General features: G+C 68.0%; 17 protein-coding genes. 7 read left to right on the plus strand and 10 right to left on the minus strand.

The genetic code is table 11. The features are described from left to right. Positions 1-58: 58 nt before the first annotated feature. A complete protein-coding gene (gene dnaB, locus ACZ0AA_RS13305) occupies positions 59-1432 on the minus strand; it encodes a replicative DNA helicase (RefSeq protein WP_042541564.1) in 1374 nt (457 codons plus the stop codon). A 554-nt stretch (positions 1433-1986) separates the two neighbouring features. Here dnaB and ACZ0AA_RS13310 point away from each other — a divergent pair. The 6 genes from ACZ0AA_RS13310 (at position 1987) to ACZ0AA_RS13335 (ending at position 7338) form a co-directional block, all read left to right on the plus strand. Beyond that, positions 1987-3132 (plus strand): hypothetical protein, encoded by a 1146-nt coding sequence (locus ACZ0AA_RS13310; protein ID WP_400863514.1) that lies wholly within the window; start codon positions 1987-1989, stop codon positions 3130-3132. A 109-nt stretch (positions 3133-3241) separates the two neighbouring features. Continuing rightward, positions 3242-4708 (plus strand): chaplin family protein, encoded by a 1467-nt coding sequence (locus ACZ0AA_RS13315; RefSeq protein WP_400863512.1) that lies wholly within the window; start codon positions 3242-3244, stop codon positions 4706-4708. A 233-nt stretch (positions 4709-4941) separates the two neighbouring features. Beyond that, the gene (locus ACZ0AA_RS13320) at positions 4942-6147 is read left to right on the plus strand and encodes a hypothetical protein (protein ID WP_400863509.1); all 1206 of its coding nucleotides are present in this window, start codon (positions 4942-4944) and stop codon (positions 6145-6147) included. Further along, the gene (locus tag ACZ0AA_RS13325) at positions 6144-6560 is read left to right on the plus strand and encodes a hypothetical protein (RefSeq protein ID WP_400863506.1); all 417 of its coding nucleotides are present in this window, start codon (positions 6144-6146) and stop codon (positions 6558-6560) included. Before ACZ0AA_RS13320 ends, ACZ0AA_RS13325 begins: the two co-directional genes overlap by 4 nt. Beyond that, positions 6560-6850: a WXG100 family type VII secretion target gene (locus ACZ0AA_RS13330; RefSeq protein WP_400863504.1), complete on the plus strand. Its 291-nt coding sequence runs from the start codon at positions 6560-6562 to the stop codon at positions 6848-6850. The genes ACZ0AA_RS13325 and ACZ0AA_RS13330 overlap by 1 nt, the downstream gene beginning before the upstream one ends. After that, a complete protein-coding gene (locus ACZ0AA_RS13335; RefSeq protein WP_400863502.1) occupies positions 6847-7338 on the plus strand; it encodes a hypothetical protein in 492 nt (163 codons plus the stop codon). The genes ACZ0AA_RS13330 and ACZ0AA_RS13335 overlap by 4 nt, the downstream gene beginning before the upstream one ends. 87 nt (positions 7339-7425) lie before the next feature. Here ACZ0AA_RS13335 and rplI read toward each other — a convergent pair whose 3' ends face one another. The 4 genes from rplI to rpsF are packed head-to-tail and all read right to left on the minus strand — an operon-like array spanning position 7426 to position 9081. Further along, positions 7426-7878, minus strand: a complete 453-nt coding sequence (gene rplI / locus ACZ0AA_RS13340) for a 50S ribosomal protein L9 (RefSeq protein WP_400863496.1) — start codon at positions 7876-7878, stop codon at positions 7426-7428. An 11-nt stretch (positions 7879-7889) separates the two neighbouring features. Next, entirely contained in the window at positions 7890-8144 is a 255-nt protein-coding gene (gene rpsR, locus ACZ0AA_RS13345; RefSeq protein ID WP_042541518.1) for a 30S ribosomal protein S18, read from the minus strand. A gap of 50 nt (positions 8145-8194) precedes the next feature. Then, positions 8195-8707: a single-stranded DNA-binding protein gene (locus ACZ0AA_RS13350; protein ID WP_056311050.1), complete on the minus strand. Its 513-nt coding sequence runs from the start codon at positions 8705-8707 to the stop codon at positions 8195-8197. Between the two features lie 5 nt (positions 8708-8712). Continuing rightward, positions 8713-9081, minus strand: coding sequence for a 30S ribosomal protein S6 (gene rpsF / locus ACZ0AA_RS13355; protein ID WP_400863494.1), 369 nt, complete (start codon positions 9079-9081; stop codon positions 8713-8715). Positions 9082-9307: 226 nt separating this feature from the next. Here rpsF and ACZ0AA_RS13360 point away from each other — a divergent pair, with 226 nt between their 5' ends. After that, positions 9308-10006, plus strand: coding sequence for a hypothetical protein (locus ACZ0AA_RS13360; protein ID WP_400863492.1), 699 nt, complete (start codon positions 9308-9310; stop codon positions 10004-10006). Between the two features lie 271 nt (positions 10007-10277). Here ACZ0AA_RS13360 and ACZ0AA_RS13365 read toward each other — a convergent pair whose 3' ends face one another. The 5 genes from ACZ0AA_RS13365 to ACZ0AA_RS13385 form a co-directional block, all read right to left on the minus strand. Further along, the gene (locus ACZ0AA_RS13365) at positions 10278-10556 is read right to left on the minus strand and encodes a hypothetical protein (RefSeq protein ID WP_400863489.1); all 279 of its coding nucleotides are present in this window, start codon (positions 10554-10556) and stop codon (positions 10278-10280) included. 242 nt (positions 10557-10798) lie between these two features. Continuing rightward, positions 10799-11638: an ABC transporter ATP-binding protein gene (locus ACZ0AA_RS13370; protein WP_463513200.1), complete on the minus strand. Its 840-nt coding sequence runs from the start codon at positions 11636-11638 to the stop codon at positions 10799-10801. Next, positions 11631-12488, minus strand: a complete 858-nt coding sequence (locus tag ACZ0AA_RS13375; RefSeq protein ID WP_463513201.1) for an ABC transporter ATP-binding protein — start codon at positions 12486-12488, stop codon at positions 11631-11633. Before ACZ0AA_RS13375 ends, ACZ0AA_RS13370 begins: the two co-directional genes overlap by 8 nt. After that, positions 12485-13396, minus strand: a complete 912-nt coding sequence (locus ACZ0AA_RS13380) for an ABC transporter permease (RefSeq protein ID WP_463513202.1) — start codon at positions 13394-13396, stop codon at positions 12485-12487. The genes ACZ0AA_RS13375 and ACZ0AA_RS13380 overlap by 4 nt, the downstream gene beginning before the upstream one ends. Beyond that, positions 13393-14454 (minus strand): ABC transporter permease, encoded by a 1062-nt coding sequence (locus ACZ0AA_RS13385; protein ID WP_053098208.1) that lies wholly within the window; start codon positions 14452-14454, stop codon positions 13393-13395. Before ACZ0AA_RS13385 ends, ACZ0AA_RS13380 begins: the two co-directional genes overlap by 4 nt. Positions 14455-14460: the final 6 nt, after the last annotated feature.

Genomic DNA, 14460 nt, shown 5'->3' on the forward strand with positions numbered 1-14460 from the left:
AGCAGCATCGTATGACGAACGCCCTGCTCACACTAGAGCTGAGCGTGGGTTGCGATGCTCAGTTGAAGTCGCCGCCCGGGGCCATGTCCATGAAGCGCGAGTAGTGACCCTGGAAGGCCACGGTGATGGTCGCCGTCGGGCCGTTACGGTGCTTGGCCACGATCAGGTCGGCCTCACCCGGACGCACGTCCTTGTCGTAGACCGAGTCGCGGTGCAGCAGGATCACCATGTCGGCGTCCTGCTCGATCGAACCGGACTCGCGCAGGTCGCTGATCGCGGGCTTCTTGTCGGTGCGCTGCTCGGGACCACGGTTCAGTTGCGACAGTGCGATGACGGGAACCTGCAGCTCCTTGGCGATGAGCTTGAGGCTTCGGGAGAACTCCGAGACCTCCTGCTGACGCGACTCGACGCGCTTGCCCGACGTCATCAGCTGCAGGTAGTCGATGATGACCATCCGCAGCCCCTCGCGCTGCTTGAGTCGACGGCACTTCGCGCGGATCTCGACGAGCGTCATGTTCGGGCTGTCATCGATGTAGAGGGGAGCATCGTTGATGCGTCCTCGTGTGGCGGCGACGGTGGTCCAGTCCCGGGGGTCGAGGTTTCCCTTTCGCATGTTCTGCAGCGGGATCTGCCCCTCGGCGCTCAGCAGACGCATGGCGATCTCGCTCTTGCCCATCTCGAGCGAGAAGAAGACGGAGGGGATGTTGTGACCGATGGATGCCGAGCGGGCGAAGTCGAGCGCGAGCGTCGACTTACCCATCGCAGGACGCGCGGCGACGACGATCATCTGCCCGCCGTGAAGGCCGTTGGTCAGCTCGTCGAGCTCTTTGAAGCCTGTCGGAACGCCGGTCATCGATCCGTCGCGGCCGCTGGCGGCCTCGATCTCCTCGAGCGCGGCGTCGACGGCGATCTGCAGCGGCACATAGTCTTCCGCGGTCTCAGAGCCGGTGATCGAGTAGATCTCGGCCTGCGCGTTGTTGACGATGTCGGTCGCGTCGCCCTGCCCGTCGTAACCGAGCTGCACGATGCGGGTCCCCGCGTCCACGAGACGGCGCAGGATGGCACGCTCCGACACGATGCCCGCGTAATAGCCGGCGTTCGCCGCAGTGGGGACGATCGAGGTGAGCGTGTGCAGATAGTCGGCTCCGCCGGCACGGCTCAGCTCGCCCGTCTTGATGAGCTCGTCGGTGACGGCGACGACGTCGGTCGGCTCGCCGTGCGAGTAGAGCGACAGGATCGCCTCGAAGATGAGCTCATGCTTGGGGATGTAGAAGTCGGCGCCCTTGAGCGTCTCGATCACATCGGCGACAGCATCCTTCGAGAGGAGCATTCCGCCCAGCGCGCTCTGTTCGGCGAGCGTGTCGTGCGGGGGCGTGCGCTCTGGTGGGCGCTTGCCCCCGAGGCGCTCCTCTGAGATGTCGGCGATCGACACGCTGCTCCCTTCGATGCGACGTTCTTCCGGTGTGCTCGGTGCCGACTGCGTCGGTCACTCGATGCGATTCAGCTCGAGAAGGACCGTTCGCACAGCAAACCAGGCACTTCCGACATCGGGTCGCTGCACCACGCTACGAGCGGGGGTTTTCGGTCGCAACACGCCCTGTGGATAACTTTGTGGAAAGAGTGCGAACAAGTCCGGAGAGTCTGTGCAGAACGCATGTGGATAACTCGGTGGACTACCTGGATACCGACTTCTATTTTTGCTTCTGAACTGGCATTTAGAGTTTCCCCACCCTGTGGATGAGAACGTGCTTCAACCGGGCCTTGAAGGTTCATCGAATCCGAGTCGGGATGTGTACAACCTGGGGAAAGTCAAGCCGAGATTCAACCGGGCGCGTCACACTGCGCAACCCTCCGAAATGTGGGCGAGATGTCATCGTTTTCGAGCGGAACCCTCTAGACATCGCGATATACCGGGAGTATCGTCACCGGCAATCGACGCGGTGTGCGTCGACGACGAACGATGGCTCTCGGGGGAGGGAAGTCGACGTGAACGCTCAGGAAACCCGGCGCGGCCTACCGGCTGTCGCCCTCTGGGGTGGCCTGGGCGCGGTCGCGTGGGCTGCGATCACGATCTTGACTGGAGGGGCGTCTGCGAGCGCGGACGACGGCTCGAACGATTCGCTGCTCGACGGCGTCTCCTCCGTCGTGAGCGAGACGGTCGAATCGGTCGAAGACACCGTGACGGCAGCGACCTCGCCGATCGTGGTGCCGGTCGCACCCGTCGTCACCCAGGTCGTGGCCCCGGCAGTCACCCAGGTGGTCGAGCCGGTCGTCACCCACGTCGTCGAGCCCGCCGTCGCGCAGGTCGTCGAGCCGGTCGTCGCGCAGGTCGTCGAGCCGGCCGTCGCGCAGGTCGTCGAGCCGGTGCAGCAGGTGGCTCAGCCGACCGTGGAACACGTCGCGGAGACGATCGCGCAGGTTCCGGTCGTCGGCCCGGCGACGTCGCCGATCGTCGACATCGTCGCCGACACCACCGAGGCCGTCGCCACTCCTGTGACCGATCTGGTCGACGGATCCCCGGTGGCGCCGATCGTGACACCCGTGACGGACCTGATCGCAGGGCTGCCGATCGTCGGAGCTGTGACCGACGATCTCGGAGTGCCCGCGGTGATCGACGTGGTCGTCGGAGTCGTCGATAGGACGACACCGATCGTCGGCGGGGTCATCGACAACACCGTGCCGCCGATTGTTCCGGGCGTCACGCCCACTCGGCCAGGCATTGCCGCATCCGAGCCGGACTCCGATCCCGTCGGAGCGATCCCGCTCGGCTTCAGCCCTGCAGGAGCGATCTCTGCGGCAGCCGATGCACGAACAGGCCTCCACTCCCCTGCGGTCGCGCGCCTTCAGCCCGTCGACCCGGCAGCATCCGGCCTCCAGCCGGCAGCACCCATCGCTGTGCCCGCCACGTCTGCGCCGGCATCCGATGACCGGCACTCACCTTCGTCACCGCCCTCGGGTGCTCCCGCGGCTCCCTCTTCCTCCGCCGGTTCGAGCGGAGCCTCCTCACTCTCTCCCGCGCACCTCAGCGACGCGGGTCTTGTTGCGTTCCGTGCTGTGGAGCGCACTCCCGGTGCACCCGACGACGTCCTGCCGACGTCTCAGGTCGCCGACACCGACGTCTCTCCTGACTGACGGGTTGTCCGGTCGTTCCTCGTGAACGACAGATGCCGTGCTGCGCGCGCACATGCTCTTCGCGTGCACCCATCCAGACACACCCAACTCCAGTCAGGAGAAGAACATCATGCGTACATACATCAAGCGGGCCCTGTGGGGCACGCTTCTCGCCGGCGGGATCACCCTGCTCGGCGCAACAGCCGCCAACGCGGCAGACACCTCAGGAGAAGACGGTCTGCTCTCGGGCACCCAGGCGGATACCGCGATCACGGCGCCCGTCACGATCGTCGACAACGCCGTCTCACTGCTCGGAGATTCTTCCGCGCAGCAGGCACCGGCACCGGCATCAGCGCCCGCACCGGCCCCGGCACCCGCGCCGGCACCAGCGCCCGCACCGGCCCCCACCACGAGCGGCGAATCCGGCACGGCGTCCGGCACCCAGGCCGTCGTGGACGTCGTCGTGCCCGTCACGGTGACCGGCAACGCGATCACCGTGCTCGGCGACTCGTCCAGCGAGTCGGCGGCGCCGGCCGAGGCTCCCCAGGCACCGGCCCCCGCCCCCGCTCCGGCGATCACGACGAACGGCGATGACGGTCTGCTGTCGGGCACCCAGGCTCTGATTCAGGTCGACGCTCCGGTCACCGTGTCGGGCAACTCCGTCGCAGTACTCGGCGACAGCGAGACCCTCGGACAGGATGCCGCAGCACCGGCGCCCGCGAGCGACAGCGCAGCCGGATCCGCGGAGCCGTCCACCTCTGGCGACGACGGCATCGGAAGCGGCACCCAGGTCACCGCACCCGTCACCGCACCGGTCACCATCGGCGGCAACGCGATCTCCGTCATCGGAGACAGCGAGAGCGCCGGCGACACCGGCACCACCTCACCCACCACGGGAAGCCCTAGCCCCGGCAGCACCACCACCGGTGACGACGGAATCCTCGGCGGCACCCAGGTCACCGCGCCCGTGACCGCTCCGATCACCGCCGCCGGCAACGCGATCTCCGTGATCGGAGACAGCGAGTCGACGAGCGGAACCGGCTCGACCGGAACCACCGGGGGAACCCCGACCACCGGCAGCACCACCACCGGTGACGACGGAATCCTCGGCGGCACCCAGGTCACGGCGCCCGTGACCCTTCCGATCACGGTCGGCGGCAACGCCATCTCCGTGATCGGGGAGAGCACGGCGACGGTGCCTGCGGCCGATCCGGGCACGGACCCGGGAACCGACCCCGGCGCCGACCCCGGCACGGACCCTGGGACCGACCCCGGGACGGACCCTGGAACCGACCCGGGCACGAACCCGGGAACCGACCCCGGAACCGACCCGGGCACGAACCCTGGAATCGACCCCGGAACTGACCCCGGATTCAATCCCGGCACGAGTCCCGGCGCAGTGGCGGGAACCGGCACCGACGCCGGCACGACCGAGCCCGCGGCCTCTGTCGCACGCGGCGCTGCCGTGACGGCATCCGCGCCGGCAGAGGGACTCGCTGCCACCGGTGACTCCACCTCGCTCGGCTTCGCAGTCCTCGCCGCGCTGCTGCTGCTTCTCGGAGCAGGGGTGCTGCGCCGTCGCCCCACGACGGCCTAGCCGCAGACCCCGGCGGTGACGTCATCCTCGGGGGAGGAGATGCGTCACCGTCGGTGTGCGGATCCCGTGATGCCTTGAGCAGGGTCCCCAGCCCTGCCCGCGTCTGCGATGCCGCACAACTCACGGATGCTCCGCGTCCCCAGCGCGGGGCATCCGTCGTGCCCGGAATCCGAGGGAAAGCGCTGCGGATCGGCCGGGCACGATACGCCTAGAATCTCTGGGGGGAGGTCATCATGCAGGTCGATTACGGTCAAATGGCGCTCGCGTCGCAGGTGCTGCGGAGGCAGCAGGACACGCACACTCGAGCGGTCGCCGACTACATCCAGCGCTACGGCATACTCACGCCATCGGACACAGGAATCGTCATGCTTCCGTTCACCGGTGTCTCGCTGATGGTCGCGATGCTCGGGGTGCAGGCGGCGGAGACATTCGGGCAGGTCTGCGCGCTGGCGGCCGATCGGGTCGACGATGCCGCGCGCTCGTACGAAGCTCATGAACAGCAGGCCCATCAGGCCGCGCAGCAGCTGATGCAGCAGATCGGCCTGAGCCTGCCTCCGTATCAGAGCCCTCTGTCGTCCTCGCCCACGCTCGGCGCAGCCGGTTCTGCGGCGGATGCCGACCACGGCGCACCGGAATCCAATCTCCTCGTGGAGATCGTCGAGACACCGGGAACACTGTCGGACGGCGTCACCGACCTCTACGAGAACGCGACCTCCCGCATCGACGGATGGACGGGAGCCGGTTCGGTGAGCGAGCGATCGGATGCGTCGTCGTGGCTGGTCGCCCCGAACGCCACGAAGAGCGAGATCGAGAACATGCGCTGGGGCGCCGGGCCGATCCTGGGCGGTGTCGACTGGCTCATCGAGCAGCTCATCGGCATGAGCCTGCTCGAGGACGTCATCATGAAGCCGTTCGCCGGAGACTGGACGGGCATCGAGGAGGTGCAGCAGGCGTGGACCCATGTCGGGGAGGCGATGCGCGCGATCTCCGACAACGGCGCCGGCCTCGCCGAGACGGCCACCTTCTGGGAGGGCGATGCCGGGACCGCCTATCAGGGCGGGATGACGGCGATCGGACTCGGGGCCTTCGGACTGGGAAGCGTGGCCGATACCGTCGCCGGTCTCGTCGGCCAGCTGGTCCTGGCGTCGAAGACCGCGGCGGCGACCATCGGCTTCGCGATCAACCAGCTCTCGCAGACGCTCCTTCGCATGGCGGTGGAAGCGACCGTCCCCATCGCCGGGTGGATCGTCGCCGCCGCAGAGGGCGCTCTCGCCGCAACCAAGATCTTCGGAGTCATCCGCCTGATCTACTCCATCATCAACATCATCTACGACGTGATCGAGAGCGTCGTGTCGGCCCGCGCCCAGTTGGCGGAGAACCTTCTCCGACTCGAGGATCTCGCTCAGGTCCTCCTTCACACCACGAGGAAGTACGCATGATCTCTGCGAACGACCCTGCTGCGTGGCGGGAGCGACTCGCCGCAGTCCGATCGGAGCTCGATGCGCTCTTCCCTCCCGGGGAGGCGGAAGACGCGGACGAGGCCTTCGCCGCGCAGGCACGCGCGGGAGCGCTGGGCCGCGAATGGCAGGTGCTGCAGGGCCGGATCGATCTGAACCTCACGACGCGCGAAGCCGTGCTCTCGGGGGAAGACGACTCGGTCGAGGCCGCCTTCGTGAGGGAGACCGGAGCCCGACAGTCGGAAGCGCTCGTCGAAGCCCTGCGACGCACCGCACCGGGCGATCCGCGTGATCCCGGAGCAGAACTGCGTGCTCTGCACGCGGAGACGACCGAACGCGGTGCACGCATCGATGCGATGCTGCGCGACATGGCGGCACGTGAGAGGCGGATCTGATGGCAGTCCTCAAGGCCGAGCCCACGCAGATCACTGCCCTGGCGGCGGAGATCTCCTCGGGCAGCGCGCAGATCAGCGCGGCACTCGCCCGGTTGGAGTCCATGTCCGACGACCTCTCCCACCGCTGGAGTGGTGAAGCCCAGTCGGCCTATGCCGCAGCGCATCGCCGGTGGACGAGCCAGATGATCGAGCTCGCCGCCATCGCGAAGGCCGCCGGCGAGCTGGCGGACGAATGGTCGACGGGGCTGCGCGACCTCGAACGGTCGCTCGCTCAGGGGTGGCCGCGGTGACTGAGGATCCGCGCCGTCTGCGGTGGGCGGTCAACGGCGCACGGACGTTTCGCATTCCGGCTGATGCGGCCGATGTCGCCCTGGTCGAGGTCGATCGCGCGCTGCAGGCCGCCCATTTCCGTGCAGAGACGCCGGGTGCCGAGGCGGGAGTGCAGCGGGTCTACAGACGCGGATCGGTTGTCGGTGATGTCCTGATCGGCGGCAGCGGACTCTCCACCTTCACGACCAGGCTCGGTCCGCTGTCTGCCCGAGGCGTGGCCGTCACCTGGATCGGCGCGGTCGACGCGCACTTCAGCCGCGTGATCGTCTCGCTCGTCGCCGGATCCCACGTCGGAGGAGATTTCGTGGACGGGGTCGACGACGCCGTGGGCGCTCTCGTCTCCCGCGGCGTCCCGGTCGAGGACGAAGGGTGGTCACGGTCCGTCGACGTCGATCAGACGCTGCCGGCGAATCCCCGACGCGCCGCTGAGCTCGGACTCACCCGCTAGCCGACGTCACCAGAACGATCTCGGCCGGCCGCTCACGCAGAACGCCCCCTGTCCCGAAGGACAGGGGGCGTTCGAGAGCGTCGCGCCTTACTTGGCGGCGACGACCTGCAGCGTGATGACTGCGGTCACGTCGTCGTGAAGACGAACCGTGGCCTCGTGCTCACCGGTCGTCTTGATCGCCGACGGGATGTGCACCTTGCGCTTGTCGATCGAGCCGAGACCCGCGGCTGCAACAGCATCCGCGATGTGATCGGTCTTGACCGAACCGAAGAGGCGACCCTCGTTGCCGGCCTTGACGGCCAGGCGCACCTTGGTGGCCTCGAGGGAGTTCTTCAGTGCCACGGCCTCGTCGCGGTCGTGGATCGCGCGCGCCTGACGAGCAGCCTGGATCGAAGCGACCTGCTTTTCGCCACCGCGGGTCCACGCCGTAGCGAAGCCCTTGGGGATGAGGTAGTTGCGGGCGAACCCGTTCTTGACCTCGACCACGTCACCAGCGCTACCAAGCCCGGCGACCTCGTTCGTGAGAATCAGCTTTGCCATCTCGTTACCCCTTACCGGCCGGCGCCAGCGTAGGGCAGGAGTGCCATTTCGCGTGCGTTCTTGATCGCGGTGGCGATCAGACGCTGCTCCTGCACCGAAACACCGGTGATACGACGGGCGCGGATCTTGCCACGCTCCGAGACGAACTTGCGGAGGGTGGAGACATCCTTGTAATCGATGACTCCGACCCGGATCGACTTCGCGGGAGCGGTGGGCTTGCCACCCTTCCGCGGCTTGCGGCGGTCGCCGCTAGACTTTCCAGCCATTGTTTTTCCTTAATGATGAGACGGATGCCGAAGCATCCGGAGATCCTGTTTCAGAAGGGGGTGTCGTCACCGAAGCTGCCCGGAGTGCTCCAGGCATCTGCGCTGGTCGACGAGCCGGGCGTTGACCACGGCTCCTCCGACACCTGCTGCTGCTGTGCGGGGCGCGACTGTCCGCCGCCACCGCCGCCGCCACCGGTCGACGCCGCACGGGTGACCTGCGCGGTCGCGTACCGAAGCGAGGGGCCGATCTCGTCGACCTCCAGCTCGATAGCGGTGCGCTGGTTGCCCTCGCGGTCCTGGTAGGAACGCTGACGCAGACGGCCCTGCGCCATGACGCGCATGCCCTTGGTCAGCGAACCCGCCACGTGCTCGGCGAACTCGCGCCAGACCGACGCACGGAGGAACAGCGCTTCGCCGTCCTTCCACTCGTTGGCGGCGCGGTCGAAGTTCCGAGGCGTCGAAGCGATGGTGAAGTTCGCCACCGGCAGTCCGTTCTGCGTGTAGCGCAGCTCGGGGTCGGCCGTGAGGTTGCCCACCACGGTGATGACTGTTTCGCCGGCCATCGGACTCAGGCCTTCGCAGCCTTGGCGGCCTTGCGAGCAGCCTTCTCTTCGGAGCGCTTCGCTTCGAACGCGACCATCGCCTGAGCTTCCTCAGAACGGAGGACCTTGGTGCGCATGATCTGCTCGTTCAGCTTCAGCTGACGGTCGAGCTCCTGCGTGGCCTCGCTGGTAGCGGTGAAGTTGACGACGGCGTAGATGCCCTCGTTCTTCTTCTGGATCTCGTAAGCCAGACGGCGCTTACCCCAGATGTCGACCTTGTCAATCGAGCCACCATCGTTGGTGATGACCTTCAGGAACTTGTCGAGCGTCGGGGCGACCGTGCGCTCGTCGATCTCGGGGGTCAGAATGACCATGAGTTCGTACTGGTGCGTCACTTACCCACCTCCTTCGGACTAGAACGGCTTCCGGGACGTTCCCGGAAGCAGGAGGGTGTGTGAACGTCATCCGCCGAGCCGCCCGAGTGGGCGCCTGATGGCAGACAACCTTGACAGTCTAGCGGAGAAACCTTCGGTATGCCTCCACGGACTGGCAGTGCGACTTGGCATGCTGGAATGCGTGTGCGCTGACACTCAGTGCTCACGCGACCGAAGGGGGAACGCCATGCGCGTCAACAAGTGGGGGGTTGGCATCGTCCTGACCGCCACCGTACTGCTCACCGGGTGCACCGCGGGTGCCGAGGAGCCCGCCGAAGAAGAGCCCACCGCGGCGGCGGAGGAGACCACCGCGCCCGAGTCCGACTGCCCTGAGCTGGCCGAAGGCGCGACCGTGGACGGCACCGCGCTCGGCGCCTGCATCACCGAGGCGATGACCGACACGGCCGGATACCAGGCCAAGACGTCGATCCTGGGCATGGACACCACCGCCCGCTACAACCCCAAGACGGATGCCGTCGAGACGATCACGCCCATGGGGTCGCTGATCCTGATCGGCGACGACGCATGGGTCAAGACGCCCACGAGCGAGTGGCAGGTCGCCGACCCCAACTCGAGCGACCCGATGATCGCCGCGCTCAGCAGCGGTGCGGCGACGGCCGCCGGCACCGACCCGGCCACGGCCGCGGGCGCCCTCACCGGCGAGTTCACCGTCACCGGCACCGGCAGCCGCCTGGGCCAGGACGTGTACCTGGTGAGCGGCACGTCCGAGGCACAGGGCGTCCCGGTCGACGTGGTGTTCGAGGTCACCGACGACTACGTGGTGCTGGCGACGACCGGCAGCACCGAGGCCGCGGGCCAGATGATCGAGACCTCGCTCGAGATCACCGAGTGGGACGTCGAGCAGGACATCGTCGCACCTCTCTGATCCACGAGCGGATGCTGCGGGCCGGGGCGATCGCCTCGGCCCGCAGTGCGTTTCTAGGCTCCTGGCGCAGCATCCGCTCGGGTGCCCTCTCGGGGCCTGCTCGGGCCGCCCTCTCGGCTGCCCGCTCGGGAGGAGAACTCCCCGTTGGGAGGAGAACTCCCCGTCGGGAGGAGTCTCAGGCTCGGTATGTCCTCCCCAGAGGGAGATCTCCTCCCCAGGTGCGGGCGCGACGGCCTCAGCCCGATTCACCCGGTACCGCGGGAGGCGCCCGTCATGCTGAGGCGTCGGCGATACGCCGGTCGACCTCAGCGAGCTCGGCTCGGATCTGGGCCAACGATCGCGGGGTGAATCGCCGCACCTGCATGTCGAGGATCGCCTGGGCCGCGTCGTCGCTCACATCGAAAGCCTCGGCCACGGCCACCACCGCCGATGCGATGTCCCCGGGGGTATCTGCGCAGATCCGCAGCAGTTCCTCGGGCCGTTCGAGAGCGACGACGTACGCCGCGATGATCTCCCGACGCTTTCGCAGATTGCCACGATCCTCAGCCATGGGGCCACCCTACGACGTGGGGCTGCACCGATATCTCATTCGCAGCGTTGTGCGGCCCCACCCTGCTGGGCGGAGAACTCCCCGATGGGCGGAGGCTAGACACCGCAGGATCCGCCCAACACGGTGAAGTCAGCCCAACACGGTGAAGTCAGCCCAACACGGTGAAGTCAGCCCAACACGGCGAAGTCAGCCCGACCAGCCGAGTGGCTGCAGACCGCGGACGCAGGCGCCCGAGGCGCGCGTCAGTCGATGACGGGTGCGACCTCAGACCAGATGATGCGCTCGTTCGTCGACGGTGCGACCGGGATGCGGCCGGCTCCGTCGGGCTCCGGGATCGCCGCGAGCAGCGCCTGAGTGTACGGATGCTGCGGCGCAGACCACACGCGATCGGTGGCGCCCGCTTCGAGCACCCGACCGGCGAACATCACGAAGGTGCGGTCGGCGATGCGCCGGACGACGGCGAGGTCGTGCGAGATGAACAGCATCCCCGCGCCGGACTCGGCGACCAGGTCTCGCATGAGACCGGCGACGCTCGTCTGGGTCGATGCGTCCAGAGCCGAGATCGGCTCGTCGGCGACGAGCAGCGACGGTCGAGCCGCGAGCGCACGGGCGATCGCGAGCCGCTGCTTCTGTCCACCCGAGAACTGGTGGGGGAAGCGCGTGGCGACCTCGGTCGGAAGCCCGACCCGTTCGAGCCACTCGGCGACGGTCGATCCTTCGGCGCCGCGAGCGCGCGCGGTGGCGATGCCGTCAGCGATCTGGTCGCCCACGCGGCGCCGCGGGTTGAGCGACGTCGACGGATCCTGGAACACCATCTGGATGCCGGTGAGAGCGAGGTCGCGTCGACGGATGCCGAGCGGCTTCACGGGCTCGCCCCGGAAGCGCACCTCTCCCCCGGCGAGCTTCTCGATGCCGACGACCGCGCGGGCCAGGCTCGACTTGCCGCTGCCCGACTCGCCCACGAGCGCGACGGTCTCTCCGGGGGCGACGGTCAGCGAGACTCCGTCGACGGCGACCACCGGCGGGCTTCCGGGGTAGCGCACGACCACGCCCTGCGCGTCGAGGACGGCGATCTCACTCATCTCTGGCCTCCTCTTCAGCATCCGACTGCTCAGCATCTGACAGCACCGGATCGAGCAGAGCGGGATCCGCATCCGCGATCGCGAGCTTCGACCCGGGCAGCGCCGCGAGCAGCGTGCGAGTGTATTCGTGCTGAGGGTCGCGGAACAGCGTCTCGCGGTCGGCTCGCTCGACGATCTGCCCGTTCTTCATCACGGCGACCTCGTCGGCGATCGCACTCATGACACCCAGGTCGTGCGTGACGAGCAGCACCGCGAGGTTTCGTTCGGTCGCGAGGTCGCGCAGCAGCCGGAGGATGCCGGCCTGCACCGTGACGTCGAGTGCAGTGGTCGGCTCATCGGCCAGCAGCACCTCGGGGTCGCACGCGAGAGCGCAGGCGATCGCGATGCGCTGGCGCTGACCGCCCGAGAACTGGTGCGGGTAGCGCTTGAGCGCGGCATCCGGGTTGGGCACCTGCACGGTCTCGAGCAGCTCGACGGCCCTCGCCGTGGCCGCGGCGCCCCGAAGGCCGAGGTGCACGCGCATGTGGTCGGTGAGCTGCCGACCGATCGGCAGCTGCGGGTGCAGCGACGCCGACGGGTCCTGGAAGATCATGGCGATGCGCTTGCCCCGGATGCGGTTGAGGGCGCGACGGCGCATGCCGACCAGCTCCTCCCCCGCGAGCGTGATGGATCCGCCGGTGCGCGCCTGCCGGGGCAGGAGCCCGAGCACGGCGAGCGACGTGAGAGTCTTGCCCGATCCCGATTCTCCGGCGAGACCGTGGATGCGACCGGCCTCGAGATCGAGAGAGATGCCGTGCACGAGCGGACGACCGATGTAGATCGTCAGGTCGCGGATGCTCAGAGCACTCATGCTGCCGCTCCCTTCGCGGAGGCCACGTGCTCGGCCTGCTTCTCGTGCGTGACCTCGGCCGTCGGGTCGAGGATGTCGCGCATCGCGTCACCCAGGAAGTTGAAGGCGAGCACCACGGTCAGGATCGCCAGTCCCGGGAAGACCCCGAGCCACCACGCGTCGAAGTTCTGCATCGCCGCGGAGATCATGGATCCCCACTCCGCGGTCGGCGGCTGCGCGCCGAGGCCGAGGAACGAGAGGCCCGAGAGCAGCAGGATCGCGGCTCCGATGTCGAGCGTCGCGAGCACCAGCACGGGGCCGGCGATGTTCGGCAGGATGTCGACGAACAGGGTCCGCAGCGGCGAATGGCCGAGCAGACGACCGGCGATCACGTAGTTCTGGCCGCGGAGTCCGAGCACGATGCTGCGAGTGACGCGTGAGTACTGCGGCCACGAGACGACGATCGCCGCGATCACCGCGTTGAACAGCGACGGTCCGAGGGATGCCGCCACCACCATCGCGAGGATGACGGTCGGGAACGCCATGAACAGGTCGGTGATGCGCATCAGCGTCTCATCGACCCAGCCGCCGAAGTACCCGGCGACGGCACCGATCACGGTGCCGATGATCATCGCGGCGATCACGAGCATGAGGGCGAGCGGAAGGCTCACCGTCGCACCCGTCATCAGGCGCGAGAAGATGTCGCGCCCGTTGCCGTCGGTGCCGAGCAGCGTGTCGATGCCCGGCGCCTGCAGTCGCGGGAGCACCTGGGCGTTGGGGCCGTAGGGCACCCACCACTGCGCGGTGAACGCGACGATGATCCACGCGCCCGCGATCACGGTGCCGATCACGCCGAGAGGTGTGCGCCACGCGCGCGGCCAGCGGAACCGGAACCGCCAGGGGCCGGATGCCGAGTCGATGCGGCTCATGCGATCCTCACTCTCGGGTCGAGGACGCCGTAGAGCAGATCGACGACGAAGTTGATCAGGAGGTAGATGAATCCGACGACGAGGCCGACGCCCATGATGCCGGGGAGGTCGAGGTTCGCCGCCGAGTTGTAGGCGTAGGTACCCAGACCCGGCCACGCGAACACCGACTCGACGAGCACGGTGCCCGACAGCAGGGATCCGAAGGCGACGCCGACGACGGTGAGGATCGGCAGGGAGGCTCCGCGGAGCACGTAGTCGAGGATCACGCGCATCGCAGGAAGACCCTTGGCACGGGCCGCCCGCACGTAGTCGCTGCCGAGCACCTCGAGCACCGAGGTGCGGATGAAGCGGGTGAGCAGTCCGATCGTCACGAGCGACAGCACCATCACCGGCAGAGCGAGGTGCGCGAGCGCGTCGGCGAACCCGACGCCGTCTCCGTTGAGGAGGTAGTCGACCGTGTAGAGCCCGGTGATGCGCGGTGGCGGGGTGATCGACGGGGAGATGCGACCGGATCCGGGCGCGATCCGCAGCTCGAGGAAGAACACGTAGAAGCTGACGAGGGCGAGCCAGAAGGTCGGCACGCTGAGGCCGATCAGCGTCACGATGCGGATGACCTGGTCGGTGACGAGTCCCCGGCGGTAGGCCGCGAGCGTGCCGAGCACGACGCTCACCGCGAGGCTGAGGATGATGGCGCCGATCGCGATCTCGATCGTCGCCGGCACCGCGGTGGCCAGGTCGCTGGTGACCGGGCGACCGGTCACCAGCGACGTGCCGAGGTCTCCGCGGAGGAGGTTCCCCATGTAGATGAAGTACTGCACGAACAGCGGCTGATCGAGGCCCTGGGCCTTGATGAACGCCTCGCGCGTCTCGGGATTCTGCGATGCTCCCTCGCCCAGTGCCGCCGACACGGGGTCGCCGGGCACGAGGTTCGTCAGCGCGAAGGTCACGATCGTGACCCCCACGAGCAGGAGCAGCGAAGTGCCGATCCGGCGCAGCAGGTATCCGACGAGCGGCGACCTGCGACGCTGTGCTTGCCGCCGCACGGCCACCGTCGTCATGAGTCA

The sequence above is a fragment of the Microbacterium sp. AC035 genome, assembly GCF_979258485.1.